The organism is Rhizobium sp. LjRoot98, from assembly GCF_964252935.1.
In the GTDB taxonomy this organism is placed as follows: domain Bacteria; phylum Pseudomonadota; class Alphaproteobacteria; order Rhizobiales; family Rhizobiaceae; genus Pararhizobium.
The window spans coordinates 654,073-679,282 of the sequence record NZ_CAXUPW020000001.1; the positions used below are offsets into that span (position 1 = coordinate 654,073).

The 25,210-nt window shown below is 60.3% G+C and carries 19 protein-coding genes and 1 riboswitch; of the genes, 8 read left to right on the forward strand and 11 right to left on the reverse strand.

Annotated elements, in window-relative coordinates:
* Window positions 1-4: 4 nt before the first annotated feature.
* Window positions 5-2,110: a methyl-accepting chemotaxis protein gene (locus ACSQ3J_RS03285; RefSeq protein WP_436038645.1), complete on the reverse strand. Its 2,106-nt coding sequence runs from the start codon at window positions 2,108-2,110 to the stop codon at window positions 5-7.
* Between the two features lie 377 nt (window positions 2,111-2,487).
* On the opposite strand from ACSQ3J_RS03285, the gene ACSQ3J_RS03290 reads away from it, so the two are divergent.
* Complete coding sequence (locus ACSQ3J_RS03290) at window positions 2,488-3,270, forward strand: TlyA family RNA methyltransferase (RefSeq protein ID WP_060504832.1); 783 nt, start codon at window positions 2,488-2,490, stop codon at window positions 3,268-3,270.
* Complete coding sequence (locus ACSQ3J_RS03295) at window positions 3,267-4,517, forward strand: class I SAM-dependent RNA methyltransferase (protein WP_060504831.1); 1,251 nt, start codon at window positions 3,267-3,269, stop codon at window positions 4,515-4,517. The genes ACSQ3J_RS03290 and ACSQ3J_RS03295 overlap by 4 nt, the downstream gene beginning before the upstream one ends.
* 22 nt (window positions 4,518-4,539) lie before the next feature.
* Here the strand turns inward: ACSQ3J_RS03295 and ACSQ3J_RS03300 are convergent, their stop codons facing one another.
* From ACSQ3J_RS03300 to ACSQ3J_RS03325, 6 genes are all read right to left on the reverse strand, one after another.
* Entirely contained in the window at window positions 4,540-5,001 is a 462-nt protein-coding gene (locus ACSQ3J_RS03300; protein WP_060504830.1) for a MarR family winged helix-turn-helix transcriptional regulator, read from the reverse strand.
* Window positions 4,998-6,149 carry an Acg family FMN-binding oxidoreductase gene (locus tag ACSQ3J_RS03305; RefSeq protein ID WP_244482194.1) on the reverse strand — a complete coding sequence of 384 codons (1,152 nt, stop codon included), beginning with the start codon at window positions 6,147-6,149 and terminating at the stop codon, window positions 4,998-5,000. The genes ACSQ3J_RS03300 and ACSQ3J_RS03305 overlap by 4 nt, the downstream gene beginning before the upstream one ends.
* A gap of 142 nt (window positions 6,150-6,291) precedes the next feature.
* Window positions 6,292-8,376, reverse strand: coding sequence for a methyl-accepting chemotaxis protein McpU (gene mcpU / locus ACSQ3J_RS03310; protein ID WP_060504829.1), 2,085 nt, complete (start codon window positions 8,374-8,376; stop codon window positions 6,292-6,294).
* A 271-nt stretch (window positions 8,377-8,647) separates the two neighbouring features.
* Window positions 8,648-9,736, reverse strand: a complete 1,089-nt coding sequence (locus ACSQ3J_RS03315) for an extracellular catalytic domain type 1 short-chain-length polyhydroxyalkanoate depolymerase (RefSeq protein WP_060504889.1) — start codon at window positions 9,734-9,736, stop codon at window positions 8,648-8,650.
* A 294-nt stretch (window positions 9,737-10,030) separates the two neighbouring features.
* On the reverse strand, window positions 10,031-10,783 hold the full coding sequence (locus ACSQ3J_RS03320) for a crotonase/enoyl-CoA hydratase family protein (protein WP_060504828.1): 753 nt from the start codon (window positions 10,781-10,783) through the stop codon (window positions 10,031-10,033).
* Window positions 10,784-10,814: 31 nt separating this feature from the next.
* Window positions 10,815-12,596 carry an acyl-CoA dehydrogenase gene (locus tag ACSQ3J_RS03325; RefSeq protein WP_060504827.1) on the reverse strand — a complete coding sequence of 594 codons (1,782 nt, stop codon included), beginning with the start codon at window positions 12,594-12,596 and terminating at the stop codon, window positions 10,815-10,817.
* Between the two features lie 207 nt (window positions 12,597-12,803).
* On the opposite strand from ACSQ3J_RS03325, the gene ACSQ3J_RS03330 reads away from it, so the two are divergent.
* Window positions 12,804-13,796 (forward strand): transporter, encoded by a 993-nt coding sequence (locus ACSQ3J_RS03330; protein WP_060504826.1) that lies wholly within the window; start codon window positions 12,804-12,806, stop codon window positions 13,794-13,796.
* A 58-nt stretch (window positions 13,797-13,854) separates the two neighbouring features.
* Here ACSQ3J_RS03330 and ACSQ3J_RS03335 read toward each other — a convergent pair whose 3' ends face one another.
* A complete protein-coding gene (locus ACSQ3J_RS03335) occupies window positions 13,855-14,346 on the reverse strand; it encodes a BA14K family protein (protein ID WP_060504825.1) in 492 nt (163 codons plus the stop codon).
* Between the two features lie 190 nt (window positions 14,347-14,536).
* Between ACSQ3J_RS03335 and ACSQ3J_RS03340 the strand changes: the two genes are divergently transcribed.
* From ACSQ3J_RS03340 to ACSQ3J_RS03350, 3 genes are all read left to right on the forward strand, one after another.
* Window positions 14,537-15,529, forward strand: coding sequence for a glycoside hydrolase family 25 protein (locus ACSQ3J_RS03340; RefSeq protein ID WP_060504824.1), 993 nt, complete (start codon window positions 14,537-14,539; stop codon window positions 15,527-15,529).
* Window positions 15,530-15,657: 128 nt separating this feature from the next.
* Entirely contained in the window at window positions 15,658-17,328 is a 1,671-nt protein-coding gene (locus tag ACSQ3J_RS03345; RefSeq protein ID WP_060504823.1) for a calcium-binding protein, read from the forward strand.
* Between the two features lie 200 nt (window positions 17,329-17,528).
* Window positions 17,529-19,181 (forward strand): phosphoethanolamine transferase, encoded by a 1,653-nt coding sequence (locus ACSQ3J_RS03350; RefSeq protein ID WP_244482192.1) that lies wholly within the window; start codon window positions 17,529-17,531, stop codon window positions 19,179-19,181.
* Window positions 19,182-19,317: 136 nt separating this feature from the next.
* Here the strand turns inward: ACSQ3J_RS03350 and ACSQ3J_RS03355 are convergent, their stop codons facing one another.
* Both ACSQ3J_RS03355 and ACSQ3J_RS03360 read right to left on the reverse strand, forming a co-directional pair.
* Window positions 19,318-20,415, reverse strand: a complete 1,098-nt coding sequence (locus ACSQ3J_RS03355) for a hybrid-cluster NAD(P)-dependent oxidoreductase (protein WP_060504821.1) — start codon at window positions 20,413-20,415, stop codon at window positions 19,318-19,320.
* A 1-nt stretch (window position 20,416) separates the two neighbouring features.
* Window positions 20,417-21,667, reverse strand: coding sequence for an aromatic ring-hydroxylating oxygenase subunit alpha (locus ACSQ3J_RS03360; RefSeq protein WP_060504888.1), 1,251 nt, complete (start codon window positions 21,665-21,667; stop codon window positions 20,417-20,419).
* A 120-nt stretch (window positions 21,668-21,787) separates the two neighbouring features.
* A riboswitch (cobalamin riboswitch) is annotated at window positions 21,788-21,986 on the reverse strand.
* A gap of 352 nt (window positions 21,987-22,338) precedes the next feature.
* Between ACSQ3J_RS03360 and ACSQ3J_RS03365 the strand changes: the two genes are divergently transcribed.
* A complete protein-coding gene (locus tag ACSQ3J_RS03365; RefSeq protein WP_060504820.1) occupies window positions 22,339-22,944 on the forward strand; it encodes a DUF6656 family protein in 606 nt (201 codons plus the stop codon).
* On the opposite strand, the gene ACSQ3J_RS03370 is transcribed toward ACSQ3J_RS03365, so the two are convergent.
* Window positions 22,945-24,006, reverse strand: coding sequence for a diguanylate cyclase domain-containing protein (locus ACSQ3J_RS03370; protein WP_060504819.1), 1,062 nt, complete (start codon window positions 24,004-24,006; stop codon window positions 22,945-22,947).
* 226 nt (window positions 24,007-24,232) lie between these two features.
* Between ACSQ3J_RS03370 and ACSQ3J_RS03375 the strand changes: the two genes are divergently transcribed.
* Window positions 24,233-25,207 (forward strand): L-threonylcarbamoyladenylate synthase, encoded by a 975-nt coding sequence (locus ACSQ3J_RS03375; protein WP_060504818.1) that lies wholly within the window; start codon window positions 24,233-24,235, stop codon window positions 25,205-25,207.
* Window positions 25,208-25,210: the final 3 nt, after the last annotated feature.

Here is a 25,210-nt window from a genome sequence, read left to right on the forward strand (position 1 = left end):
AGTCTTACGCGGCGCGGCGTAGGTTGTATGCTGCCGTCGCAAGCGCCCCCCTGCCGCTGTCGAGCTGAAACTGGGCGATCAGTTCGCGCAGGCGGCTGGCCTCGTTGGCAAGCGTAGCGCTTGCCGCGTTGGTTTCCTCGACCATGGCGGCGTTCTGCTGGGTCACCTGATCCATCTGGTTGACTGCCGTATTGACCTCGGCAAGGCCGACCGACTGTTCGCGGGCCGATGTGGCAATTGCGTCCATATGCTGATTGATGGTCACGACATAGGTTTCGATGGTCTTCAGGGCATCGCCGGTTTCGCGCACCAGCTTGACGCCGCCTTCGACCTCGACGCTGGAATTGCGGATCAATTCCTTGATTTCCTTGGCAGCCCTTGCCGAGCGCTGCGCCAGTTCACGCACCTCCTGGGCAACAACGGCAAAGCCCTTGCCGGCATCGCCGGCGCGCGCAGCCTCGACGCCGGCATTCAACGCCAGCAGATTGGTCTGGAAGGCGATCTCGTCGATGACGCCGATGATATTGGAAATCTGGCTTGCAGAATCCTCGATCCTGCGCATTGCTTCGACCGCATTGGCAACAACAGCGCCCGACTGGGCGGCACTGGCATTGGCCTGTACCGCAACACTGCGGGCCTCGTCGGCGCGCTTGGAGGCGTTGGAGACATTGACCGTGATCTGATCAAGGGCTGCCGCGGTTTCCTCCAGCGACGCCGCCTGCTGTTCGGTGCGGCGGGACAGATCGTCCGAGCTCTGGCTGATCTCGCGTGTGCCGTCATCGATCGAACCGGCCGACTGGGTGACCGCGGTCAGCGTATTGCCCAATTGCTTGATGGCCGCGTTCAAATCGTGACGCAGAGCCTCGAAATCCGGGGCGAAGGCGTCGTGGAGCTGGAAGGACAGATCCCCCGCTGCAAGACGGCGCAGACCGGCAGCCAGGCCTGATGTTGCCTGCTGCAGGCGCGCTTGCGCTGCGTCTTCAGCTTCCTGTGTCAGGCGAACACGGTCGGCTTCCGCCTGCATCCGCGCTTCCTGCGCTTCTTGCTCCAGACGGTGGTTGGCAATCGCAGCCTGGCGGAAAATCTCGACGGCACCGGCCATTTCGCCGATCTCATCCTTGCGGTCCGTAAAGGGGATGGTGCTCGTGGTATCGCCACCGGCAAGTCCGGTCATCGCCCGGGTGGTCGCGGCAATCGGCCTGGAGATGCCGCGCCCGACGAAATAGACGGTGAGTGCCAGCAGCAGGATCGCAACAATCACCGCCGCAATTCCAACATTCTGCGTGCGTGCTATCATCTGTGCATTCTCTGCTTCGCCCGAGTGGCGCAGGCCGGTAAGGTCCTGTGCCAGTCCCGCCAGAAGCGGTTCCATATCTGCGAAGGCCTTGGAAACATTCAGCCGTGTGCTGCTCTCGATCCCGGCTGTCGTGGCATAGGCGTTGAATGCCGCCTGATACATTTGCAGAGCCTTCATGACGGAATCATAGGCTTCCTCTGACCCGAAACGTGCAGGTGTAAAGGAAGCAAAAACCTTGGCCTCCGCCGCATGGCCCGCCACATATTTGGCCTCGCGGCGCATGATGAAATCCTTCTCATGCCGCCGCATCGTCAGCATGCTCGCTTTCAATCCGGTATCTTCAACATCGGTCAGCAGCTGTTCGATGGAATGCACGGCCCTGCGCATTTCGCCTTCGCGACCCTTCGAAGGATCGAGTCCGAGCTCCGTATGGACTGCCACGAGCGCCTTGAATTGATCGAGATACACACCGAGCCCGGCGCCGATGGCCTGCAGTTTCTGCTGGACCGAGGCATCTGGAACCGTCAGCCGCAACAGTTCCAGCTGTTCGCGGGTTTCAACGGAAAACTCCTCATGGTGCAGGACGGCTTCCTCGCTCTGTTGCAGCAGGAAATCCTTTTCCGCAGCCCGCTCTTCAAGCATCTTGTTTTCAAGGACCAGGAGCGCCTTGTCCGATGCCTCAATCATGCGCTCCTTTTCCCGGAAGGATTGCTCGATTGCCTGTTCGACGATGAAAATGGCAACGATCGACAGAATGCCGGCAACAGCGATCGGGACGAGCAGGCCAATCTTGTGGGACAACCTAAGACGCATGGGGACTCCATATTGCCCGGCCAGACTGGCCGGGACGCAAACAGTGTGAAAAAATCTGGATATATGCCTGATCCCGTGATGCGGGATGGGCCTTGGAACATGCCGGTGAAGCGAACTCTTCAAGCAAATTCACCGGTGCTGCATGCCCGGTATCGCACATCCGAAAATGTGTGACGTAAGGCTCGCCGGATTAGGGCGCGCCAATTAAATATCGGTAAAAAACCCATACACCTTTACTGGTGAATACCGCGCAGCAGACTGGACCTTTTGTCCGCCGCATCCCTTACGGACTGGCTGGGCAGCCTCTTTCGGCACTATTTGAACGTAGCCGGCCGCATGGCCCTTGCCATCACGGGCCTGACGCGCCATGAGAACCCATGTCAAACGAACCAAAAACCTCCGTCCGCCTCGACCAGCTGCTTTTGAACCTGGGGCTTGTCGCCAGCCGTTCGCGCGCGCGCGATGCGATCCAGCGTGGCACCGTCACCGTCAATGGCCGTGTCGTCACCAAGGCAAGCTCCACCTTTCCCGAGGATGTGACGATCGCCATCGACGATCCGGTCCAGCCCTATGTTTCGCGCGCGGCGCTGAAGCTGAAAGCGGGACTTGAACATTTCAAACTTTCGCCGGAAGGCCTGGACTGTCTGGATATCGGCGCCTCGACCGGCGGCTTTACCGAAGTCCTGCTGCACGCGGGTGCTGAGCACGTCATCTCCATCGATGTCGGCCATGGCCAGTTTCATCCACGCCTGGACGCCGATCCCCGCGTCACCAATATCGAGGGCCTGAATGCCCGCGTGCTGGACGAGGATCACCTGGAAGACCGCGAGATTGGCTTCGTCGTTTCCGACGTCTCGTTCATCTCGCTGAAACTGGCGCTGCCGCCAGCGCTCGATCTCGCGGCACCCGGCGCCCATTGCATCCTGCTCGTCAAGCCGCAGTTCGAAGCCGGCCGCGAGGCGATCAGCAAGGCTGGCCTGCTCAAGGACCCTACAACCGCGCCTGCGGTTGCAGCCGAGTTGGAACGCTGGCTCGTCGAGGACATGGGCTGGACGAGCCTTGGCCTCATCCCCTCGCCGATCTCAGGCGGTGACGGCAACGAGGAATATCTGCTGGCCGGTTACAAGCCTCTGGATGACGATGCGGACGAAGACGCATGAGCACGGAAACGCTGACCATCGAGAAGCTGGGCCAGTCGGGCGACGGTATCACCAGAGGTCCATTCGGCCCTGTCTATGTATCGTTTACACTGCCGGGCGAAACCGTGGCGCTGGCGGTCAACCGCGACAAGGGCACGGTCATGTCGATGTCCGAGATCTCGCCCGAGCGTGTCGAGCCGAAATGCCGGCATTTCGGACCGGACGGCGAGAACGGCACCTGCGGCGGCTGCAGCCTGCAACATGCCAGCGACAGCCTTTACCAGCACTTCAAGCGGCAGCTGGTTCTCGACGCGTTGAAATCGAAAGCGTTGCAGGCCGAGGTCGCGCCGCTGGTGCTTGCCTATCCCGGTGAGCGGCGGCGCACGGTGTTCACCGCCCGGCGCACCGAAAAGGAACTGCTGCTTGGTTACAACCAGGCCGAAAGCCATCACATCGTGGCGATATCGGAATGTCCCATCGCAAGCCCCGGCATCGTGTCGCGGCTTGCAACCATCCGGACGATTGCCAACGCCATGGCCGTCAATGCCGAGCCGTTCCGCATCACCGTGCTTGAAACGCTCTCCGGCCTTGATCTGGCCTTCGACGGCATCAAGAAAATGGACGACCGGCAGCGGCGCATGGCGGTGGAGACTGTTCTCGGCCTGAAGAGCATTGCCCGCCTCAGCCTCAATGGCGAAATCCTCGTCGAACCCGTCAAGCCGGTGATCGATTTCGGGGGTGTTTCCGTCTCCCCGCCGCCCGGCAGTTTCACCCAGGCGACGAAACCCGCCGAAGAGGCGATGGCGGAGCTGGTGATGGCGCATCTCGGCAAATCGAAACGCGTCGTCGATCTTTTTGCAGGCTCCGGCACATTCTCGCTGCGTATCGCCCGCAAGGCGCGCGTTCACGCCGTCGAAGGTGAAGACAAGCCGCTGAAGGCGCTGGATTTTGCGGCGCGCAACACCCAAGGCCTGAAGCCCGTTACCGTCGAGAAACGCGATCTCTTCCGCCGCCCGATGATGGCTTCGGAACTGAAGGCCTATGACGCGATCGTCTTCGACCCGCCGCGCGCGGGTGCCGAAGTCCAGACGAAGGAAATGGCGCGCTCCGGCGCCAAGAAGATCGTCGCCGTTTCCTGCAATCCGGTGACGCTGGTGCGCGACCTGCGCATTTTGGTTGATGCCGGATACCGGATCACTTCGGTGACGCCGATCGACCAGTTCCTCTGGTCATCGCACGTGGAAGTCGTGGCAACGCTGGAAAAGTGAATATGGAGCGGATCCGGAGACGTCAGGTCTTCGGATTGCGCCTTGTATCCAGCACCTTGCGCAGGCTTTCAATAGCTGGAAGCGCTTCGATAATCCCCGCCATCGCGATTTCACCGGCGATGCCGGCGAGTTCCGGTCCGAGAGCCTTGATTGCCGCATCGCGGGCAGCCCTGCCCTCTTCTGTCAATGAAACCCGCTTCGAGCGGCCATCATGCGCATCCGGTGCGATAGCGATGAAACGCTTACCCTCAAGATGGCCGAGCGTATTGGTCATGGCGCCCTTGGTCACCTGCATAGCCTGCGCAATCGACAAAGGCGTGCGCCCATCCCCCAACCGGACGAGATGATTGAGCACAACGAATTGCGGCAAGGTCATGCCCGCAGGCATAACCTTCTCAAAGGCAGTGGCTGACAATTGCGCGACGATGCCGATTTCGTTGAGGAACCGGAACAGCGTTTGCAGATCGTTTTCGCTTGCCGTCATACGCTCCTGATCCGGGTATCCACGGGCCAGCGGGGTGCGCCCTCAACGGCCGGACCGTAACCGAGACGCGCAAACATTTGAAGCGTTTCATTGTCCCGCACCACAAGCGCTTCACGCATGGCAAGAAAGAGCGGACGCATTTCTGCGAATTCCTGCAGTGCCTGGCTGAGCGGGTGCATCGACACGCCCGCCGCTGTCGCAGCCAGGTTGAGGCGGATGTAATCGCGCCCGGCGGCGATCTGATCGGCGCGGCTGTTTCCGGCGGTCTTCAACCACAGGAATGCCCTCGCCGTATCGACCGGCTCCTTCAAGACCGGAATCTGCTGCTGGAACGCCGTTGACGTCTGGTCGAGCATGGCTTGGCGCGACAGGAGGCCGGCCATCGACAGTCCCTCGATCAACGGACCGGACAGATCAATACCATCCGGATTGGCTTCGATCGCGGTGCGGCCGACCCGGACGAGATCGATACTCTCTTTCAGCGTCCTCGGCGTGGTGATCTCCGTATGATAGGCGTCCCACGCAAGTCTTCGCAACGCTGCAACCCGGGCGGGATCATTGGTATAGGCAATAGATGCGGTGCGGGCGGCTGAAGCGATCTCAACCAGCTTGCCGGCAGCGACGGGCCGGGCGGTATCATAGGGCTCCTTGTTCGAACGGCGCGACAGGACCTGTGCGAACAGCGGATCTGCTTTGATCGCATCATCCTGAACAAGCCGGATGTGGGCTACCGGGCGGGCATCCAGCCGGGGTTGTGGCTCGCCCTCGGGAAACAGCGTGATCTCGGCATGATAACCTTCTTCAGCGGCCGCTTGTGCCAACAGTTCGAGGAAGCAGCCAAGGCCAATGGTGATCTGCCGGTCATACGGGTCAGTTTGCGGCAGGCGGCGATCGCTTTGGCAATAGAGCGTGATTTCGTCGCTGGTTGACAGGTTGGCAAGCCAGGGCTGCCGGTTGTGCGGGTTGGGCGCCAATATGGCGAAGGACAACAGCCTGCGCCGCAGATCGGTTTCCCCCTGACCTGCATCCTGCCACGGCCTTCTTGCCGCAAGCGGATCGCGGGTGGCTGCCCAGAGGCCACCACTCGCCGCCGCCAACACCACGCCTCCCCCGACTATGTTGATAAACCGCCGCCGTGTCACTGCCATACCAACCTCCATTTGGTTTAATGGAGAACTATATAGTTTAATATGAAACTATATTCAAGACGGATCGCGGATGCGGCTGAATACACAAACACCCGCACCGGAGGACCGGTGCGGGTGTTTTCAGATACGATCGCTTCGCTGATCAGGCGGCGCGGCGGGCGTAGTTTGCGTGCCTTACAACCGGAGCCGACGACTGCGTGTCACCCATGTTGAACTGCGCGAGCAGGTCGTTGAGCGCTGCCGCTTCCGAGGCAAGGCCATGGCTTGCTGCGGTCTGTTCCTCGACCATGGCGGCATTCTGCTGGGTGCCCTGGTCCATCGTGTTGACCGCCGTGTTGATCTCCTGCAACCCGGTCGATTGTTCGCGGGTGGAGGTGACGATGGCGCTGATATGCGTGTTGATTTCCTGAACCTCGGAGACGATGGCTTCCAACGACTGGCCGGTTTCGCCGACCAGTGTCACACCGGCACGGACCTGATCGCCCGAGGTGGTGATCAGTGCCTTGATCTCCTTGGCCGCATTGGCCGAGCGCTGGGCAAGCTCGCGCACTTCCTGAGCAACGACGGCGAAACCCTTACCGGCATCGCCTGCACGGGCGGCCTCGACGCCAGCATTCAGGGCCAACAGGTTGGTTTGGAACGCGATATCGTCGATGACGCCGATGATGTTGGAAATCTCGCCGGAGGATTTTTCGATACCCTGCATGGCGTTAACGGCATTGCGGACCACTTCACCGGACTTTTCGGCACCGGCGCGGGTGCGGGCAACCAGCTGGCCGACCTCTTCGGCGCGGCGGGCGCTGTCCTTGACCGTCGTGGTGATCTGCTCGAGAGCTGCGGCTGTCTCTTCGACGGAAGCTGCCTGCTGTTCGGTGCGGCGGGCAAGATCGTCGGCGGCCGTGCGGATTTCCATGGCACCGGCATCGATGGCGCGAGCATTGGCGCCAACGGCCTGCAGCGTCTGGTGCAGCTTGGTCACCGAATTGTTGAAGTCGGCGCGCAGACGATCGAGATGCATGACGAACGGAACCGAGATGCGGTATCCGAGATCGCCATCGGCAAGACGGCCAAGACCGGTTGCCAAGGCCTCGACGGCCTGCTGGATGTCGGCGGTTTCTTTTGCCTTCAACGCTTCGCGCTCGCGGCGCTCCTGCTCAGACAGCGAACGGCCGGTTTCGGCTTCGCCTTCGAGGCGCGCGCGCTCGATGGCGTTGGCGCGGAAGACGGCAACGGCAGCGGCCATCGAACCGATCTGGTCGCGGCGTTCCTGGCCGGGAATGTCGGCCTCCAGGTCACCGGCGGCAAGATGCTCCATGGCGCCGGTCATATCGGTGACCGGGCGGATGACGAGACGGCTGAGCAGGGTTGCGAGGAAGGCGATCATCACACCGACGGCCAGAAGCGTGGCAACGGTGGCGGCAATCCGGAACTTGCCGATGGCGGAATAGGCGACGTCGGCATCGACGACGAAACCAACATACCATTCAACCGTTGGCAGACCGGCGACGGGTACGAAGCTGACGAGCTGCGGCTTGCCGTCCAGCTCGGTCTGCATAATCGTCGAAGCGATCGAAGGTGTCTCCACCGGGAAAGCATCGGCGAGTGTCTTGGTGACCAGCTTGGCATCCGGATGAACCAGGATCTGGCCGGATTTGTTGACGAGGAAGGCAAAGCCTTCGCCGCCGACATCGATGTCCTTGACCATCGAGACCAACGTCTTCAGCGAGAAATCGCTGCCGGCAACGCCGATCAGCTTGCCATCTTTCTTGACCGGCGCTGCAGCGCTGATGATGAGATCGCCGCTCGATGCATCGATATAGGGGTCGGTCAGCACATTGCCACCAGCCTTGACAGCATCCTGATACCATGGGCGTTTGCGCGGATCGTAGCCTTCCGGCATCGGGTTAATCGGCCACGTGGTGAATTTTCCGGTTTCGTCGCCGACATAGGTGCTGATGAACTCCTTGACGAGTACATCGTTGTTGAGCGTGGCTTCGAGCCCGGCCTGATCGGCGGTGTCTCCTGCAGCATCAGCCACCATCGCAGTGAGCGTGACGCGGCCGTTCAGCCAGTTGGCAACACTCTGGGCGGCCTGCTTGCCGGAGGAAGAAATGTTCTCCTCGACGGCGCGGGTCGTCGTGTCATGCTGGAGGCTGTCGATATAGACGGAAAAGCCGGCAAAGGCGGCAACGACGACAAGGGACGCGGCGACAAGGATACGCGTCATGAGATTGGATCTTTTCAAGGCAGACTTCCCTAATGCGCACCGGCGATGACGCCGGGCGGAGGCTTGAACGTATCCGCGCGCGGGACCGGCGGCCGGCGCTATAGCGCGAGACCGTTCCAGAATGCGGGGATGGGATGACATGCCACGGGGGCGCAGACGGCGCGCCTCATGCGCCCGGCAAAGGCCGGCAGACTGGGCCCCTGATTGCCCGGACCATACGGATGGCCACTTAAAGCAGGGTTAAATTTTCATTGCAGGAAAAGTGAGGGCTTTAAGGGTTCTTCGCCGGTTTCAGCGCGGAAAGCGGCGGTGATTTCTTCAGACCCCAGGCAGTCGCCAGATGCATGGACGAGGAAATACCGGCGTCCAGCATGTAGGGGCCGGGCGTATCCGCCTTGACCCGCGATGACGGCCGCGGCTTCAGCGGCGTTCCGTGGCCCATGCCGTCGATCAGGTAGAGTTCGACGGCAAGCTTGCCGGAGGCATCCTTCCAGACGCGGTGAAGGTGGCCATCGACTTCGTTTTGCGCGTAGGCGCCGCTGTCCAGGTCATGCACATCCAGCCATTGCTGCACGAGCGCATCCGCATTGTTGAGGGATACCGTGTGATCCTTGGTTCCATGCCAGATCGATACGGTGGGAAAACCGCGCACCACCGGCGATGCGGCCCGCACGAGATCACCCCATTCCTGACCGGACCGTTCCGGTGCGGACTTCATCGCGGCCAGCGCCCGGTGCACGTCACGCGCGGCGCCATAGGGCAGCCCGGCGATAACGCCGCCACCGCGAAAGATATCCGGGTAGGTTGCAAGCATCGCCGCAGTCATCGCCCCGCCCGCGGACAGGCCGGTGACGAAGACACGCTTGTGGTCGATGCCGTGCGCCGACGCCATCTTCGCGACCATCTGGCGGATCGACATCACCTCGCCGCGGTCGCGTGTGACATTGCTCGGGCGGAACCAGTTGAAACAGAGATTGGCATTGTTGGAACGCTTCTGCTCGGCATAGACGACGGCAAAACCGCGTTCCCGAGCCAAAGTCGACCAGCCGCTGCCCTTATCATAGGCTTCGGCGCTCTGGTGACAGCCATGCAGGACGACAACGAGCGGCGACTTTTTCGGCAGGTCCGCCGGCACGTAGCGAAACATCCGCAGACGGCCGGGATTGCTGCCGAAAGCCTTGACCTCTTCCAGACGGGTGGTTGAGCGCGGCATTGCGGTTGGCCGTGCTGACGGCAGCTTGGTGGAGGCTGGGGACGCGAGCGCCTTGCGCGTGACCTTGACGGCCTTGGCAATGGTCTTCTCCCAACGCCGATGTTGCTTGAACATATCGGACAGGGAAAACATGAAACGAGACCGCATGGACGAATCCTCGGTTGGCGGCATGCCTCCGATGCCGAAATTCCTCCACGCACAGAGATTATATGGGCCTGTCCCGCGATCCGGCAAGGTTGTGAGGGATTATTCCTACGGTCGGCTTCCGGCGCGGAGTACCCCCCTCTGTCACTTCGTGACATCTCCCCCACAAGGGGGGGAGATCATTCTTTTCCCAAAAGCCTAAAAGCCTGCGGCTAATCTCCCCCCTTGTGGGGGAGATGTCGGCGTCGCCGACAGAGGGGGATGCGGAAAGCACTAAACTTAATCTTTGAAGCCCAATCAACGCCGCATGAAAGCCTCGAAAGCAGCGCGGGCTTCGGCACTCTTCAACTGCGCGGCAAAATGTTTGGCCTCCTCGTCGATTCGCGCCAGCACATCGGAGCGGTCACCCCGAATAAGGTCGCGGGCGATGCGCAGGGCTTCCGGTGGCTTTTTCGCCAGGCTTGCGGCCAGCGCCAGCACCTCCTCCTCGATGGCATCGGCACCGGCGATCTTCCAGATCAGCCCCGCTTCCTGCGCCTCTGCGGCGGTGAAGGGTTCACCGGCGGCGAGAAGCGCAAAGGCGCGCTGATGACCGGCGATGCGCGGCACGATCAGGCTGGAGGCTGCCTCCGGCACCAGGGCCAGATCGACGAAGGGCGTCTTGAAGGTCGAGCGCTCAGAGGCGATCGTCAGATCGCAATGGAGATGGATGGTCGTGCCGATGCCGATCGCCAGGCCATCGACGCCGGAAACAACAGGTTTCGCCGCACTCGCCAGCGCCTTCAGGAACTCGATGACTTCCTGCCCCATCGATCCGCCCATGGCAAAGGCCATGAAATCAGCCATGTCGTTACCGGCCGAAAAGCAGCCTTCGGTGCCGAGAAAAGCCGTGACGCGGATGGCCTCGTCGGTTCCGGCGACAGTAAGTGCATTGGCCATCTTCGCGTACATCGCCCGGGTGATGGCGTTCTTTTTGGCCGGCCGGTTGAAGCGGATGACCTGAACGCCCGCATAGGCCTCGGGCCGCTCGATCAGCACATCATCGGTCATGGTCATCTCCTTTGATCAGGCCAGTGTTCAATTAGGCAAGAGCGATACGGGCGCTGGCAAGGCTTGCTGCACCGGTGACAATGCTGTCTTTGAGCGCGCGCGTTTCGGATAGAAGGTTTTCAGCGGCAAACCGGCAGAGCGCGATGCGGACATCGCGGCCACCGTCGTCCACCTCTGCCAATCCGCCCTTGGCGAGATAGACACCCGTCAATGTCAAGCCGAACAGCCGCTGATAGGCGGTGGCACCGGAAAGCGCTTCGGCGGATTTGCCTTCGGCAAGACGCGCCAAAAGCCATTCCGTCGTCTCTTCCAGATCGGCGATCGCATCATCGAGACGGCTGCCGGTTTCCCCGAAATCGGCAAGATTGGAGGAACCGGCCTCTTCAGCCACCGCCTTCAACTCGGCAATGAAGCCGCGCACATGGCCGCCATCCGACAGGGGCAGCTTGCGGGTGACGAGATCGATCGCCTGAATGCCGTTGGTGCCTTCATAGATCGGCGCGATCCGGGCATCGCGCAGATAGCGCGCCGCACCGGTCTCCTCGATGAAGCCCATGCCGCCATGTACCTGGATGCCCATGGAGGCAGCATCGACGCCGACATCGGTGCCGAAGGACTTGGCGATCGGCGTCAGGAGACTGGAGCGTTCCTGCCAGTGACGGGCCTCGTCGCCTTCAGAGACATGCGCCCGATCGACCGCATGGGCGCAGCTCAGCGCGATGGCGCGGGCGCCCTGTGTCAGCGCCTTCATGGTCAAAAGCGTGCGGGCGATATCCGGGTGCTCGATGATCGGGCTCATACCCGTGCCCTTCCAGCCCGGCGCCTTGCCCTGCGTGCGCTCGCGGGCATAGTTCAAAGCATGCTGGGTGGCAGCATCGGCCATCGCCACGCCCTGGATACCGACGGCAAGACGGGCATTGTTCATCATCGTGAACATGCAGTTGAGGCCCTTGTTCTCCTCGCCGATGAGATAACCGACGGCGCCCTTGTCATCACCGAAGCGGCCATCGCCATAGACCATGGTGCAGGTCGGCGAGGCATGGATGCCAAGCTTGTGCTCCAGCGAATGGCAGAACAAATCATTGCGGGCGCCGAGCGAACCATCCGCGTTAACGAGGAATTTCGGCACCAGGAACAGCGAGATGCCGCGCGTCCCTTCGGGAGCCCCGGCGATCCGCGCCAGCACCAGGTGAATGATATTGTCTGTAACCTCATGATCGCCCCAGGTGATGAAGATCTTCTGGCCGAAAATCCGGTAGGTGCCATCGTCCCGGCGCTCGGCACGGGTCTTGAGCACGCCGAGGTCGGAACCGGCATGCGGCTCGGTCAGGTTCATCGTGCCGGTCCATTCACCCGAGATCATCTTGGTGAGGAAGGTGGCCTTGAGTGCCGGTGACCCATGTTTTTCAAGCGCATCAACGGCGCCCATGGTCAGCATCGGGGCCAGAGCGAAGGCCATCGAGCCGGCATTCCAGAATTCCATGGCGGCAATATGCAGCATATGCGGCAGCGCCTGGCCGCCGAATTCTTCCGGGGCCGTCAGGCTGTTCCAGCCGCCGGCCGCCCAGTCGCGATAGAGACCGGCCCAGCCGTCCGGCACCTGCACCTTGCCATCAACGAGCTTCGAGCCCTGTCGATCGCCGACATCGGCCAGCGGTGCCACTTCTTCGGTGGCAAAGCGCCCAGCTTCACCAACGATCGCATCAACGAGATCCTCGTCGAGGTCGCCGAAAATACCTGCAGCCAGATCCTCGCCAAGCCCGGCCACATGCTTCAGCGTGAACAGAACTTCGTCAACCGGCGCCTTGTACATATTGGTCTCCTCCCGCACTTACATGATAACATTGCTGCATGGCAGTCCAGCAGCGGCGTCGTCGTTGGACCGAGAAATTATTGATTTTTACGTAAACGTCAATATTCGATCTGCTCACGCTCTCCCTGCCCTTCAGATCGCACCGTAACAAAACTGTCATGAAACCCGCATACAGCGAAGTCTGGCCCTTTGCCGGAACAATGCAGCATGAACCTGATCTCGTCCGAAATACCGGGGCTCGTCTGGGCCTATCGCTTCCTGCCGGGCGACAGCCGCTGCGTGCGGATCGCCGCTGATTCGTCCATCGACGCTCTGATGGAAGGCGACGGCTGGGTGTGGCTGCATCTGGCACTGAGCGATGCGCGCACCCCCGGCCTGATCGAACGCATCACCACCTTGCCCGCAAATGCGCTTTCAACGCTGACCAGCCATGACACGCAAGCGGCAGTGACGATATCCGACGATATCGTCTATGGCACACTGGTCGATTTCGAACGCACGTTCGATACGGAGACGAAAACCATTGGCTGGCTGCATTTTGCCGTCACCGAAAAAATCATCATTACCACGCGGCTGCACCCGCTGCGCAGTATCGACAGGGTCAAGGCCGCAATTGAAAAGAATGCCCGCTGCGGCCGGCCGATCGATCTGTTCGAGATGATGGTGGTCGAATTCCAGCGCACGCTGATCAGCCTGGTTCTGGAATTAACGGAAGACCTCAACATCATCGAGGATGATGTTTATGGCGAGGCCGGGCATAATCATCAGCCGCGGCTGGCGCCGCTGCGACGCACCGCCGTTCGGCTGCACCGGCATTTGCGCACATTGCTGGCGCTGCTACGCCGGGCTGGAACCTCTGAGGAGGACGAAGTGCCGGAAGGCTTCATTGACGTTGCCGAACGCCTGTCTGACAGGCTGGAAGCGGTCGACCGCGATGTCTTCGCGTTGCAGGAACGCGCCCGCCTGTTGCATGAAGAGATCGACAGCAAGCTGTCGTCAGAGACAAACCGCCATCTCTACATCCTGTCGCTGATGACGGCCTTCCTCCTGCCGCCGACGCTTGTCACCGGCTTTTTCGGCATGAACACCAGCGGCCTGCCTTTTGCCGAAGGCATTCACGGCACCCTTCTGGCAGGTTTCCTGATCATGATGTCGATGGGCGTGGCCTGGACGATATTGAAGCGGATCGGAATTCTCTGACAAAAAAAGCCGGAGACGAGGTCCCCGGCCGATAGTCTGTGCTGATCAACGCGTCCCGTCAGTAGGGTGAATTGCACTGCCTGCGTGGGCCGTTGTTCGGCTGATAGGTATTGTCGTAAGCACGGTAGCTGCGATAGCGATTGTAGCACCACTCGACATGGCTGCCGCCATACCGGACTGGCGGCTGGGCAATAGCCCCACCGATCACGGCACCGGCGGCAAAGGCACCCAGCGGGAACCAGAAGCCGTTATATTCGCGGTATCCGGGGCGATAATAGTTATAGCCGCGATGACCGTTGTAATAAGAATATCCGCCATGGCGATAATAGCCATGCCTGTTGTTATTGTAGTAGCGCCTGTTGTTGTTGTAGCGCGGCCGGTTGTTGTAGTGGCGCTCACCGTAGCGATTATATTGCACGGCTTCAACATTCGACCGTTCAGCGGCGACCGGAACCGGGATCTGGGTAAAGGCCTGCGATGGCGTAAACGACGTTGCCAGCAAAACGGCAGACAGCGCCAACGATGCCACCTTTAATTTGAAAACACCCATGCGGGGCTCCTCCATCAACTGCTTTCGGACAATATTGTCTTGCCGGTAGAACGCTTTGCGCCTGGTTTTGTTCCACGGCACCACAACTAAGCATGTCCGGCGCACACGCGCCAGATGTGTTATGCCCGGGTCGCGGTGAAGAGGTTTGAGGCTTAATCCTCCGTTAACCATCTTTGCGCACCCTCTTCAGATGGAAAAGCGCCGGACAGCACGCTTGGGCAAGTTTTTCCGCCTCGCCGCTTGCCTCGGCGTCGCGCTGTTTTCTGGCGGCGGCCTGATCCCCAAAACACTGGCCCGCGACGTCACCCCGTGGAAATCACCGGACCATGCCCTGGTGATCGACGCCTACGAACTCAACATTATCGACTGGGATGCAATGCTGAAGGACAAGCGCATTGCCGGTTTCATCTCCAAGGCATCCGACGGACTACCGGAAAGCTTTGCCTGTACCGGCGATCACGCGGGCGACACGGTGGCCCACTGCAAGACGATGTGGCGCAAATATGCCGTCAGCCGCGAACTTTACCAGACACGGCGGCTGATTGCCCGGGCAAGCGGCCTGCTCTGGGGGGCCTACCATCTCGCCCGTCCCGGCAATCCAGTCGACCAGGCCAATCACTTCCTCGACTATGCCCAGCCGCGCGACGACGAACTGATGGTGCTCGATATCGAGGGGATCGACCCGGAAAAATACATGTCGCTGGAGGATGCGGCCATTTTCGCCGGTCATATCAGGACCCGCACCGGCCGTTACCCGATGCTCTACACCAATCACGCCACTGCCAGATATATTGCTGCCAATCGCGACCGCTTCCCGATCCTGTCGCGTCTGCCGCTCTGGTATGCCCGTTACAAGCCAGGAATCCGCAATGTCTTTCCGATGGGAAACTGGGATAGCTACGCGCTCTGGCAGTTCTCAGCAGCATCCAACTGCGGCAAGCGGCGCTGCCCCTATCGCGTCGCGGGGACGTTGACGGATATCGACGTCAACGTCGCAGCGATGAGTGCCACGGCGCTCAAGGCGGTCTGGGCCAAGGGCGAACTGCTGCCGGAAAAACCGTTGGAAAGACCGGTCATGATCGCCTCGGGCAAAGCAGTTTCTTTTTCGGGCGCTGGCATAGGCGTCGATATGACCGTGACGGGATCGATCGCCAAAATGTCAATTCCGCTCGGCCTTCGCTAGAAATCGCCATTGCGATGCCGCCACGAATTTACCATAAGGCTGGAAATGCCGTGTCGGGGGTAGCCTGTTTACCTCTTTGCCGTATGAGAACCTGAAACCAAGGCAATGACACTGCACATGATGGGCAGATGACCGAAAAAATCGTAATCAGCAGCAACCGCACCGAACCGGTGCCGGTGCTTGAAACAGGCAGCATGTTTATCCTGAACAAGGGGATCACGCTCAGCACGGCTGCGACTGCCATTCTGGCCACCGGCACAGCGACGGCGCGTGACTTCTATATCAACGGCACGGTGCTTTCGGCATCCGGATATGCTTTCCAGTTCGGCACGACCGCGGTGGCTGATAGCAAGAGTACGTTCGTCGTCAGCAAATCAGGAAATGTTTCCGGCAAGGGATATGGCCTGAGGATCGATAGCGGCGGCCTGGAACTGATCAATGACGGCACCGTCGCTGCACGCCTGACTGCGGTCACGGCTGCTGGACAGGCCACCAAACTCGTCAATACCGGCCTGATCGAATCCACGGCCGGCATCGCCATCGCCTCTTCCGGCAGCAGCGCCGAAATCATCAACCATGGAACGGCGCGCGCAGCGTCGAATGCGGTGACCCTGAGCGGCGCCTCGGCACTTTTGACCAACAATGGTGAACTTCGCTCCGACAAGGCCTCGGCGATCGTTTCCAGCGGCAAGGCTGCGGTGTTGACCAATCACGGTACCGCGACCGGTTATGGAACAACCATCTCCTCTTCCGGTGCCAACGCGACGATCACCAATGATGGGGCAGTCATCTCGGCGAAGGCTGGCGCGATCCTCGCAACCGGCATTGCGGCCATCATCACCAATAGCGGCACGGTCACGGCACTGAAGAACGCGATCACAGTTGCTGGTGATGGCGGAACGATCACCAATAACGGCCTGATCAAGACCTCCGGATACGCCATTGCGGTCTCGGCCGACGATACGATCATTACCAACAATAAGACGATCACGGCAGGCGGCGGTATCAAGGTGGCCGGAGCCGGCGAGACGGTGACCAATTACGGCACCGTCACCGGCACGGTTGCATCGCTGGCCACGATCGATTTTTCCGGTGCGAGCAAAGCAATCCTGCAAAACAGCGGCCTGATCAAATCGGCTGGAACCGCATTTCTGGGCGGCAATAGTGCGGATACGCTGTTCAACAAAGGCACGATCACTGGCGCGATCAAGCTCGGCAACGGCAACGACTATTTCGACGGCACGGGCGGCAAGGTCAACGGCACGATCTACGGCGGCAACGGCAACGACGTCTATGTGATCAGCGATGCCAAGATCAAACTCTCGGAGGCTGCCCGCGGCGGCACCGATCTCGTCAAAACAATGGTTTCCTTTACGCTCGGCAACTACTTCGAAAACCTGACGCTGAACGGCACGGCGGCCATCAATGGCACCGGCAATGCGCTGGCAAACCAGTTGCACGGCAATAACGGCAAGAACATTATCGACGGCAAGGCAGGCAATGACATGATCTGGGGTCATGGCGGCGCCGATATCCTGACCGGCGGCGCCGGCGCCGACCAGTTCGTCTTTGCCACCGGAGACGGCAAGGACACGATCACAGACTTTGCCGCCACCGGTTCAAGCCACGACATCCTCGACCTCAGCGGCCTGGCCAGCATCACCGATTACAAGGATCTGGTGCAGCACCACATGAAGCAGGTCGGCAAGGACGTCTTCATCGATGGACTGCACGGCGATAGTATCCTCTTGAAGAATGTGAAGATGGCCGCACTGGATGCCGGTGATTTTCTGTTCTGAGGGATAAGGGCGGGGCACTGAGCAGTGCGCCGCGCCAACTGGTTTCCGCCCCCAAAACGATCCGGCCACGGCTTCCATCGCCACGTCTGCGGGTTTTTCAGGCCAGAATACACCTGTTGCAGACGTTCAGCCTCCTGTCAGCCGGCGAGCGCAAGAGAAGGGAATAGTCATCATCCCTGCCTTGATTGCCGGAGCCTGTTTTGAATTTTCGCTCTATCAAGCGGCCCACCATGGGCAGCATACCGCTCAGCCTGCTGGTCGTCCTCTTCATCCTGAGCCTCCAGAATTTGACGTTCTGGAATGAAGCCTTCTATGTGTTCGGCGGCTTCCACCTGGGCTTCTATACGTTCGTGGCGGCCATCGCCCTGCTTGTCTTCGCAGGCGTCGTGCTGTTCTCGGTCAAGTACCTGATCAAACCGTTTCTGGTCTTCCTCCTGATCGCTGGTGCGATGGCCTCCTACTACACGGATTTCTTCGGTGTGGTGATCGACAAGGAAATGATCCGCAACGCCGTGGTAACAACGCCGGCGGAAGCCGGCCCTCTGATCACGGTCACGTTCGTCCTGCATGTCTTCTTCTACGGAATTGTGCCGGCCATTTTGGTCTGCCTGACACGGATCACTCACCGTCCTTTCATCGGCAAGTTCTTTGTCAACCTCGCGGTCATTTCCATCTGCCTGTCCCTGTGCATCGGGCTGATTGTCTCGAACTATTCGGGAATTTCTTCGAATATCCGCGAACATCGCGACATGATGGCGAAGCTGACGCCGTTTGCAGCCATCACCTCCGCGATCGGCCTTGGGGTCAGCACCTATCGCGATATCGGCATCGTGCGGGCTCCGCTCGGCACAGACGCCAAACTCGGCCCCATGTACGCGCAAACGAAGAAACCTGTCGTCACCATCATCGTCGCTGGCGAAACTGCCCGGGCCATGAACTTTTCGCTCAATGGCTATGACAGGGAGACCAATCCGGAACTGAAAACGCTTGGCGTGACGAATTTTACCAAGACGACCAGCTGCGGAACCGCAACGGCCGTTTCGCTGCCTTGCATGTTTTCCGTCTATGGCAGGCAAAACTATTCCGACCGCAAGGCCCGCTCTACCGATACGCTGATGGATGTTCTGCGCCGCGCTGGTGTTGACGGCTATTGGTGGGACAACAATACCGGCAGCAAGGGCATTGCCGATCTCGTCAGCTTTGCCAGCCTGACCAAGCAGAAGAACAGCCCGCTGTGCAAGGACGATGGATGCCTGGACGATATTTTCCTCGGCAAACTCGATGAAAAACTTGCCGGCATCACCAAGAATACCGTCATCGTTCTGCACCAGCTCGGCAGCCATGGCCCGGCCTATTATCAGCGCTATCCGGAAAAATTCCGCCGCTTCACGCCCGATTGCCGCACCGCGCAGCTCTCCGACTGTTCACGCGAGGAGATCGTCAATGCCTATGACAACTCGATCCTCTACACCGATCATAACCTCGCCGAAGTGATCAAGCTTCTGAAGAAGCATCAGGGCACTGTCGATGGCGCGATGATCTACATGTCGGACCACGGCGAGTCGCTCGGCGAGAACGGCTTGTTCCTTCATGGCGCGCCTTACATGTTCGCGCCAGCGGAGCAGACGCACGTACCCTTCATCGCCTGGTTCTCAGACCAGTATGCTCAGCTGACAAACCTCGATCGGAGCTGCCTCCAAACCTATGCCGACGCCCCGACTTCGCATGACAACCTGTTTCATACCGTCCTGGGAATGATGAACGTCATCACCAAGGTCTACAATCCGGCGCTTGACGTGTTTGCAGCCTGCCGCTCGGCCGCAGTGGCAAACCCGGTCGTGCCGGAATCCTGATCCAGGGGTATTTCAGCCGATAGACGAACTCGGCCGCGTCGGCCTTTCAGGGCATGCCCCTTGTACGATTGGCTGCTCCTCACGCCCGGCCGGGCGTGAGGAGCAGCGGCCGTTCAAACTGCGTATTTACAGACCGTCATGCCTCGATTTGCACGTCCCCGATCGGGCGCGAACAGCAGGCGAGGATGTAGCCCTCATCGATTTCATCATCGAGGATGCCGCCATTGTGGTTCATCTCGACCTCGCCCGAAATCTTCATCACCCGGCAGGTGCCGCACAACCCGCCCTCGCAGGCAGCCCCGATACGCACACCTGCGGCGCGCGCCGTTTGCAGGATGGTCTGGCCGGGCTGGCACTTGGCGTCCTTGCCCGCCATCGTAAACGTGATGGTGGACACAGCGGAAGCATCCGCCTCGCCCGCACCGGCCCGGATGGCAAGCTCGGCCGGATCCGGCGCGCTGGCTGGCTGAAAGCTCTCCTCATGATAGCGGTTCATGTCGAAGCCGACGCTTTCCAGCATCGATTTGACGCCGCGCATGAACGGCTCGGGACCACAGCAGAAGACGGTGCGGTCGCGGAAATCCGGCGCCAGCAGTGCCAGCTTGGACGTCTCGATGCGGCCGCGCAGCCCGTGCCAGCTGTGACGCGGCGCATGGGTCTCGACGATGAAGCCGAGATTGAGGTTCGGCATGTTGCGCGAGATGTTTTCCAGCTCGTCGCGGAACAGCAGATCATCCGGCTGGCGGGCGCAGGACAGGAACGAGACATCCGTCTGCGGCGCGCAATCGGCCATCCAGCGGGTCATCGACATCATCGGCGTGATCCCGGAACCGGCGGAGATGAACAGATATTTTTCACCGGGATGACGCACGAAGGAAAAATCGCCGAGCGGCCCGAAAGCCTTCAGCTTCATGCCCGGCTTTAGGTGGTCGAACATCCAGCGTGTACCAATGCTGGATGCCTGGGCCTTGACGGTCACGGCCACCGAAAACGGCCGCGACGGCGTCGAGGACAGGGTGTAGGTGCGCATCACCGGATCGTCCGGCGTCACCGGCAGTTCGAGTGTGACGAACTGGCCCGGCAGATAACGGAACCAGCTGTCCTTGTCCGCCTTGAAGCCGAACGTCATCACGTCCGGCCCTTCCGCGGTAACGGAAATGCACTCCAGCAATTGCTGGCGATCGTTGAACGGCTGCAGCTCGTCGAAGTGCCGGAAGGAGGAAACAATCGTCATGTCAAGCAACCCGAACCAGAGATGGCGACGTCGCAATGCCCTTGAGCCGGCCCTGCATGAAGTTGGTGTACCATTCGACGAACTGCATCACGCCACCTTCGTGCTCCGGCGAATAGGGTCCGGGCTGATAGGCGGGCGAGCGGATGCCGAAGGCGTTTTCCTCTACGATTTGGCGGTCCTGGTCGTTGGTTTCCGTCCAGACATGGGTCAATTCTTCAAGGTTGTAATCGACTCCCTCGACGGCATCCTTGTGCACCAGCCACTTTGTGGTGACCTGGGTCAGTTCCGGACCAAGCGGCAGGACGCGGAAGGTGATGGCGTGATCGGCCAGCACATGGTTCCAGGTACTAGGGTAATGGAACAGCAGCAGCGTGCCGATATGGCTCTGACTGACATCGTCGGAAAGCTGGCGCTTGACGGCGCGCTTGCCGGACATGGTGTAGCTTTCCGCACCCTCGATTAGCGGCATGCGGGCGACGCGGAACTGGCCGCTCTGATCCATCTTGAACTCGCTTGGCAAACCCGACGCTTCGCAATGCGCCCAATGGGCGGCGATGACCGGATCGTCCTTGGCGCCCTGCACGCCGGTCGCCGTCGGCGCCTCCGGATAGGTGCGGCAGAGTTCCGGATGGTTCGCCGCACAGTGATAGCACTCGCGGTTGTTTTCCCAGACGAGCTTCCAGTTGCCCTTCTCGATGATCGTGCTTTCGAAGGCCACCTTGGTGTCCTTGAGATTGTGCGGCGTCAGATAGGACGAGACCATGTCGCGCATCGGCTGGAAGTCCATCGCCTCGTCGGCCAGGCAGATAAAAATGTAGCCGCCGATGGTTTCACAATGGATCGGTTTCAGGCCGTGCTGGTTCTTGTCGAAGTCTTCGCCCATCTGGCGCGCAAACAGGAGCTTGCCGTCCAGTTCGTAGGTCCACTGGTGATAGGGACAGACAAGCTTGGCCGATGAGCCCTTGGCGCCGGCGCAGACGCGCGAGCCGCGATGGCGGCAGGAATTGTGCAACGCGCGGACGGTGCCGGTGCGGTCGCGTACGATAACAACCGGATATTCGCCGACCTGGGCGGTGAAATAATTGCCCGCCTTCGGGATTTCACAATCGTGGCCGATGAACAGCCAGTCCTTGTACCAGATCTGCTCCATGTCGAGCTTGTACAGATCGGGATCGGTATAGAAGGCCTGCTCGAGACTATGTGTGTCACGGCGGTTCATCAATTTTCGGAGGACTTCGCTGCGGAGATCCATGGTCATTTCCTTGTGCTCGCCAACTTTTACGGTGGCAGCAGGCAGGAAAGGAACCACCGCCGCGCCGGGAGAGCGCGTGGTTAATGTGGTTCTCCTTCCGGCTGCCCGCCGCAACCCAGATATCAATTTCATCACAAGGCTGGTTTCCGGGCTCTGGAGCTGTCCTTGCGGACTGTCCCGGCGCCTTCCCGGATTTCTCCAGTGGCCTTTTGCCGAGGTTTCGCTCCACCACCGTTGCGGGGGCAGCGCCGGATTTCGACCGGCTTCCCAATTCTCCGCCCTTCCCTATAAAGGCGGCACCTTGAGTGTCTTCATCTAATCCTCAGACCTTGGAAAACAGCCGCCAGTTAACGACATCCGATTCCAGAAAGACGACACGGAAAATATTGCGTGGCGTCGCCGTCAACCTGACTATTTTATAAGCAGAAACAATGTGATCGGCTGAATTTGAAGCAAAAATCCGGTTTTCCGCCCAGCGCTTCGGCAATCGGCACGGATGCAGCCCTTTTGCGACACTTCACGGCGAAAACACTGCCATCGCCATCGCACACGGTCGAGGCAAAAGGCTGACAGCCAGCAAGACTGCATTAACCATAACGCAGTAGCTTTGGCTCATAAGCGATTCCGTCCCGGTGTGTTTTGTCGACACACCCGCAGTCTGGTACAGGCCGATGTCAAACTTGAGATATTTCGATACCGCTGTGGTCAAGAAGCCGGAACCATCGCCGAAGGCCGCGGTCTATACCGAATTCCTGCGCACAGGACGGATCAACCGGCACCAGCAGCAATGGAGCGCGGCCGAGAAGCGCTACCTGACCCACCAGGAAGTCGCTGCCCGCACCGGCAAGAAACTGGAAACGGCCGGCTCCGTCACACATGACCGGATCAACAGCTTTCACCGGTCGATCCGCTTCCCAAAACTGCTTTTTCACCGGACGCTGGCCGATAGCCCGCATCTCGGCTATTGCCATGTCACGGCCGCGCGGACGAAATTCGCCAAGTTCGAGGACGTCCGCTGGTCGTTCTATATTGCCAATTTCTTTTCCGATATCGGCGACGACCAGCACTTCTTCGAGAAGATCAAGCTTGGCTATTCACGGATGTATTTCGCGGTGGCGACGGAGATGGACGCAGAGGCCGGCAAGTTGACCGTCAACCGTGCGGTGCATGACAACGGACTGCTGTTTCGCACCCGCGACCCCAAGGAGGCATTGAAGAACGTGCTTCTGCTCGGCGCCCGCAATGCAGAGCTCCGCAAGATCATCGGTAGCCTTTGATCACTGCTTGTAGATCAGCCAGTCTCGCCCGGGCAGCGGCTCACTCTCGGCGCCATGCACGATCGTCTGATCGCCACCTTTGCCCTGCGCCCTGGCGAGCGCCTTTTCGGCCGTATTAACGAGATCGAAGGCATTGGTGGCGTCATCCGACATGCAGATGCCGACCGATAGCGTGACACAGCCGAGATCGCGCCCGGTTTTCGGATGCGTAAAATGCGTGCTGCGCAGGGCCGAGCGCAGCAGCGCCACGAGCCGCACCACTTCCCGTTCCTCACCCGTCCCCACCAGAAAACCGAAACGGGTTCCGTCGAAACGGGCGACCAGTTCGCTTGAGGGAAACGCTTGCTGGATAATGCCACCGATATGCCGGGCAAGCGGTTCGGCCAATGCGGCCGCCTGTTCTCCCGACAGCCGCCGGCTGGTATCGGGCTCGGCAACGGCAATACCACAAGCAAGCGGCAGATCGGGATCAGCGTAGACCTTGGCGAGCGCCTTGTTGAAGGCCCGGCGATTGGCGAGCCCGGTGACCGCATCGGAAAATTTCCGCGCCTCGAAATCGGCAAGGTCTTTCTGCACTCCGGCGATCACGGTGGATTGCGCGGTGACGCTCTGCTCCATTTCGGCATTGTGCGACACCTGCCGCTCGGTGGCCCGCTTCAGAGCCTGAATGGAGTTCTGCAGCGCCATCTGGCTTTCGCCGCCGGAAACGACCAGCGCCTTGGTTGCCTCGCTGATCAGCCGCCCATAATCATCGAGCTGGTCTTTTTCACGCGACAAGAGGTTCATGAAATTGCTCATCTCGTCGCGCACGATCGTCGTCGACCGCGCCAATACGCTGGCTTCATGATGATGCGGCAGATATTTGCGGCCAAGTTCGTCGAGCGCCGATTGCGACTTGTATTTGCCGAGCGCAATGAAGTCGCGCACCAGGTCCGGATTGGCGCCACCATAGGCTTCGTAGACCAGTTCGTAATTCCGGGGGATGGCATCGATGCCCATCTGATGCATGGCGGTGGCGATGCGCAGGGCAAGGTCGGTCGGCATGGATTTCTTGTTGGCCATAGGGGCTCCGGCTAGGTGCAGGATCAGACAGCTAGCATAGGCAACTTTCTCCGCCGCTAACCGGACCTGTCGCATTTTAAGAAAGCTTAATTTTGGGTGTTGCAAAGAGGGACAGTTGGCACGTGCATTTCAAATGCGCTTGGCAATGTCCGGCTTCGCCCTGTAAAGGAAACGCCGGAGCGCCCGCCTGCCTCCCGGTGAGGGCGCATTGACGTTTGGAAGCTTGATGGCGCTGATCATAGACACACGGACCGAGCCGGAGCGTGCCCTGGCGATTGCCTGCGAGACGCTTGGCGAAGGTCTGCCGGTGGCGATCCCGACCGAGACGGTCTACGGGCTGGCGGCCGATGCCACCAATCCCGATGCGATCAGCCGCATTTATGAAATGAAGGGCCGTCCTCGCTTCAATCCATTGATCTGCCACGTCGCCGATTTTGCGATGGCCGAGGCACATGTCAGCTTCGATCCGTTGTCGCGAAAGCTGGCCGAGGCCTTCTGGCCGGGACCGCTGACGCTGATCCTGCCGATCAAGCTGGAGAGCAGCGTGCATCCGCTGGCATCCGCTGGCCTCGACACGCTCGGCCTCCGCATGCCGGAAGGGTTTTCCCGCCAGGTGATCGCCCGTTTTGGCAGACCGCTGGCAGCACCGAGCGCCAATACCTCAGGCAAGATCAGCCCGACCAGCGCAGCCCATGTCGAAGCAGATCTTGGCGGCAAGCTGGCGCTCATCCTTGACGCCGGCTCAGCCGAAATTGGACTGGAATCAACCATCATCAAGGTCGATGGCGATGACATCCGGCTGTTGCGTCCAGGCGGTCTGGACGTCGCCGACATCGAGGCACTGACCGGCAAGACGGTTTTGCGTCCCGAAACTGCGGGTGCAGTGATCGAAGCGCCGGGCATGCTGGCGTCGCATTATGCACCGGGTGCTGCAGTGCGGCTGAATGCGACGGATGTCAAACCGGGAGAAGCGCTGATCCGTTTCGGCGGAAAGCCCTTGGCCGGCGAGGAAAACGCGGTTGTTATCCTCGACCTCAGCCCGTCCGCAAACCTGCGCGAAGCGGCTGCCAATCTGTTTGCCTTTATGAAACAGGCCGATGCGTCCGGCGCCAAAACCATTGCCTTCGGTACGATCCCGAACGAGGGGCTTGGCGAAGCAATCCTCGACCGGATCGAACGCGCTGCTGCTCCACGGGAATGACCC

Coding starts and splice junctions, on each gene's coding strand:
- ACSQ3J_RS03285 (WP_436038645.1), bottom strand. CDS start 2,110: ATGCGTCTTAGGTTGTCCCACAAGATTGGCCTGCTCGTCCCGATCGCT.
- ACSQ3J_RS03290 (WP_060504832.1), top strand. CDS start 2,488: ATGTCAAACGAACCAAAAACCTCCGTCCGCCTCGACCAGCTGCTTTTG.
- ACSQ3J_RS03295 (WP_060504831.1), top strand. CDS start 3,267: ATGAGCACGGAAACGCTGACCATCGAGAAGCTGGGCCAGTCGGGCGAC.
- ACSQ3J_RS03300 (WP_060504830.1), bottom strand. CDS start 5,001: ATGACGGCAAGCGAAAACGATCTGCAAACGCTGTTCCGGTTCCTCAAC.
- ACSQ3J_RS03305 (WP_244482194.1), bottom strand. CDS start 6,149: ATGGCAGTGACACGGCGGCGGTTTATCAACATAGTCGGGGGAGGCGTG.
- mcpU (WP_060504829.1), bottom strand. CDS start 8,376: ATGACGCGTATCCTTGTCGCCGCGTCCCTTGTCGTCGTTGCCGCCTTT.
- ACSQ3J_RS03315 (WP_060504889.1), bottom strand. CDS start 9,736: ATGCGGTCTCGTTTCATGTTTTCCCTGTCCGATATGTTCAAGCAACAT.
- ACSQ3J_RS03320 (WP_060504828.1), bottom strand. CDS start 10,783: ATGACCGATGATGTGCTGATCGAGCGGCCCGAGGCCTATGCGGGCGTT.
- ACSQ3J_RS03325 (WP_060504827.1), bottom strand. CDS start 12,596: ATGTACAAGGCGCCGGTTGACGAAGTTCTGTTCACGCTGAAGCATGTG.
- ACSQ3J_RS03330 (WP_060504826.1), top strand. CDS start 12,804: ATGAACCTGATCTCGTCCGAAATACCGGGGCTCGTCTGGGCCTATCGC.
- ACSQ3J_RS03335 (WP_060504825.1), bottom strand. CDS start 14,346: ATGGGTGTTTTCAAATTAAAGGTGGCATCGTTGGCGCTGTCTGCCGTT.
- ACSQ3J_RS03340 (WP_060504824.1), top strand. CDS start 14,537: ATGGAAAAGCGCCGGACAGCACGCTTGGGCAAGTTTTTCCGCCTCGCC.
- ACSQ3J_RS03345 (WP_060504823.1), top strand. CDS start 15,658: ATGACCGAAAAAATCGTAATCAGCAGCAACCGCACCGAACCGGTGCCG.
- ACSQ3J_RS03355 (WP_060504821.1), bottom strand. CDS start 20,415: ATGACGATTGTTTCCTCCTTCCGGCACTTCGACGAGCTGCAGCCGTTC.
- ACSQ3J_RS03360 (WP_060504888.1), bottom strand. CDS start 21,667: ATGGATCTCCGCAGCGAAGTCCTCCGAAAATTGATGAACCGCCGTGAC.
- ACSQ3J_RS03365 (WP_060504820.1), top strand. CDS start 22,339: ATGTCAAACTTGAGATATTTCGATACCGCTGTGGTCAAGAAGCCGGAA.
- ACSQ3J_RS03370 (WP_060504819.1), bottom strand. CDS start 24,006: ATGGCCAACAAGAAATCCATGCCGACCGACCTTGCCCTGCGCATCGCC.
- ACSQ3J_RS03375 (WP_060504818.1), top strand. CDS start 24,233: ATGGCGCTGATCATAGACACACGGACCGAGCCGGAGCGTGCCCTGGCG.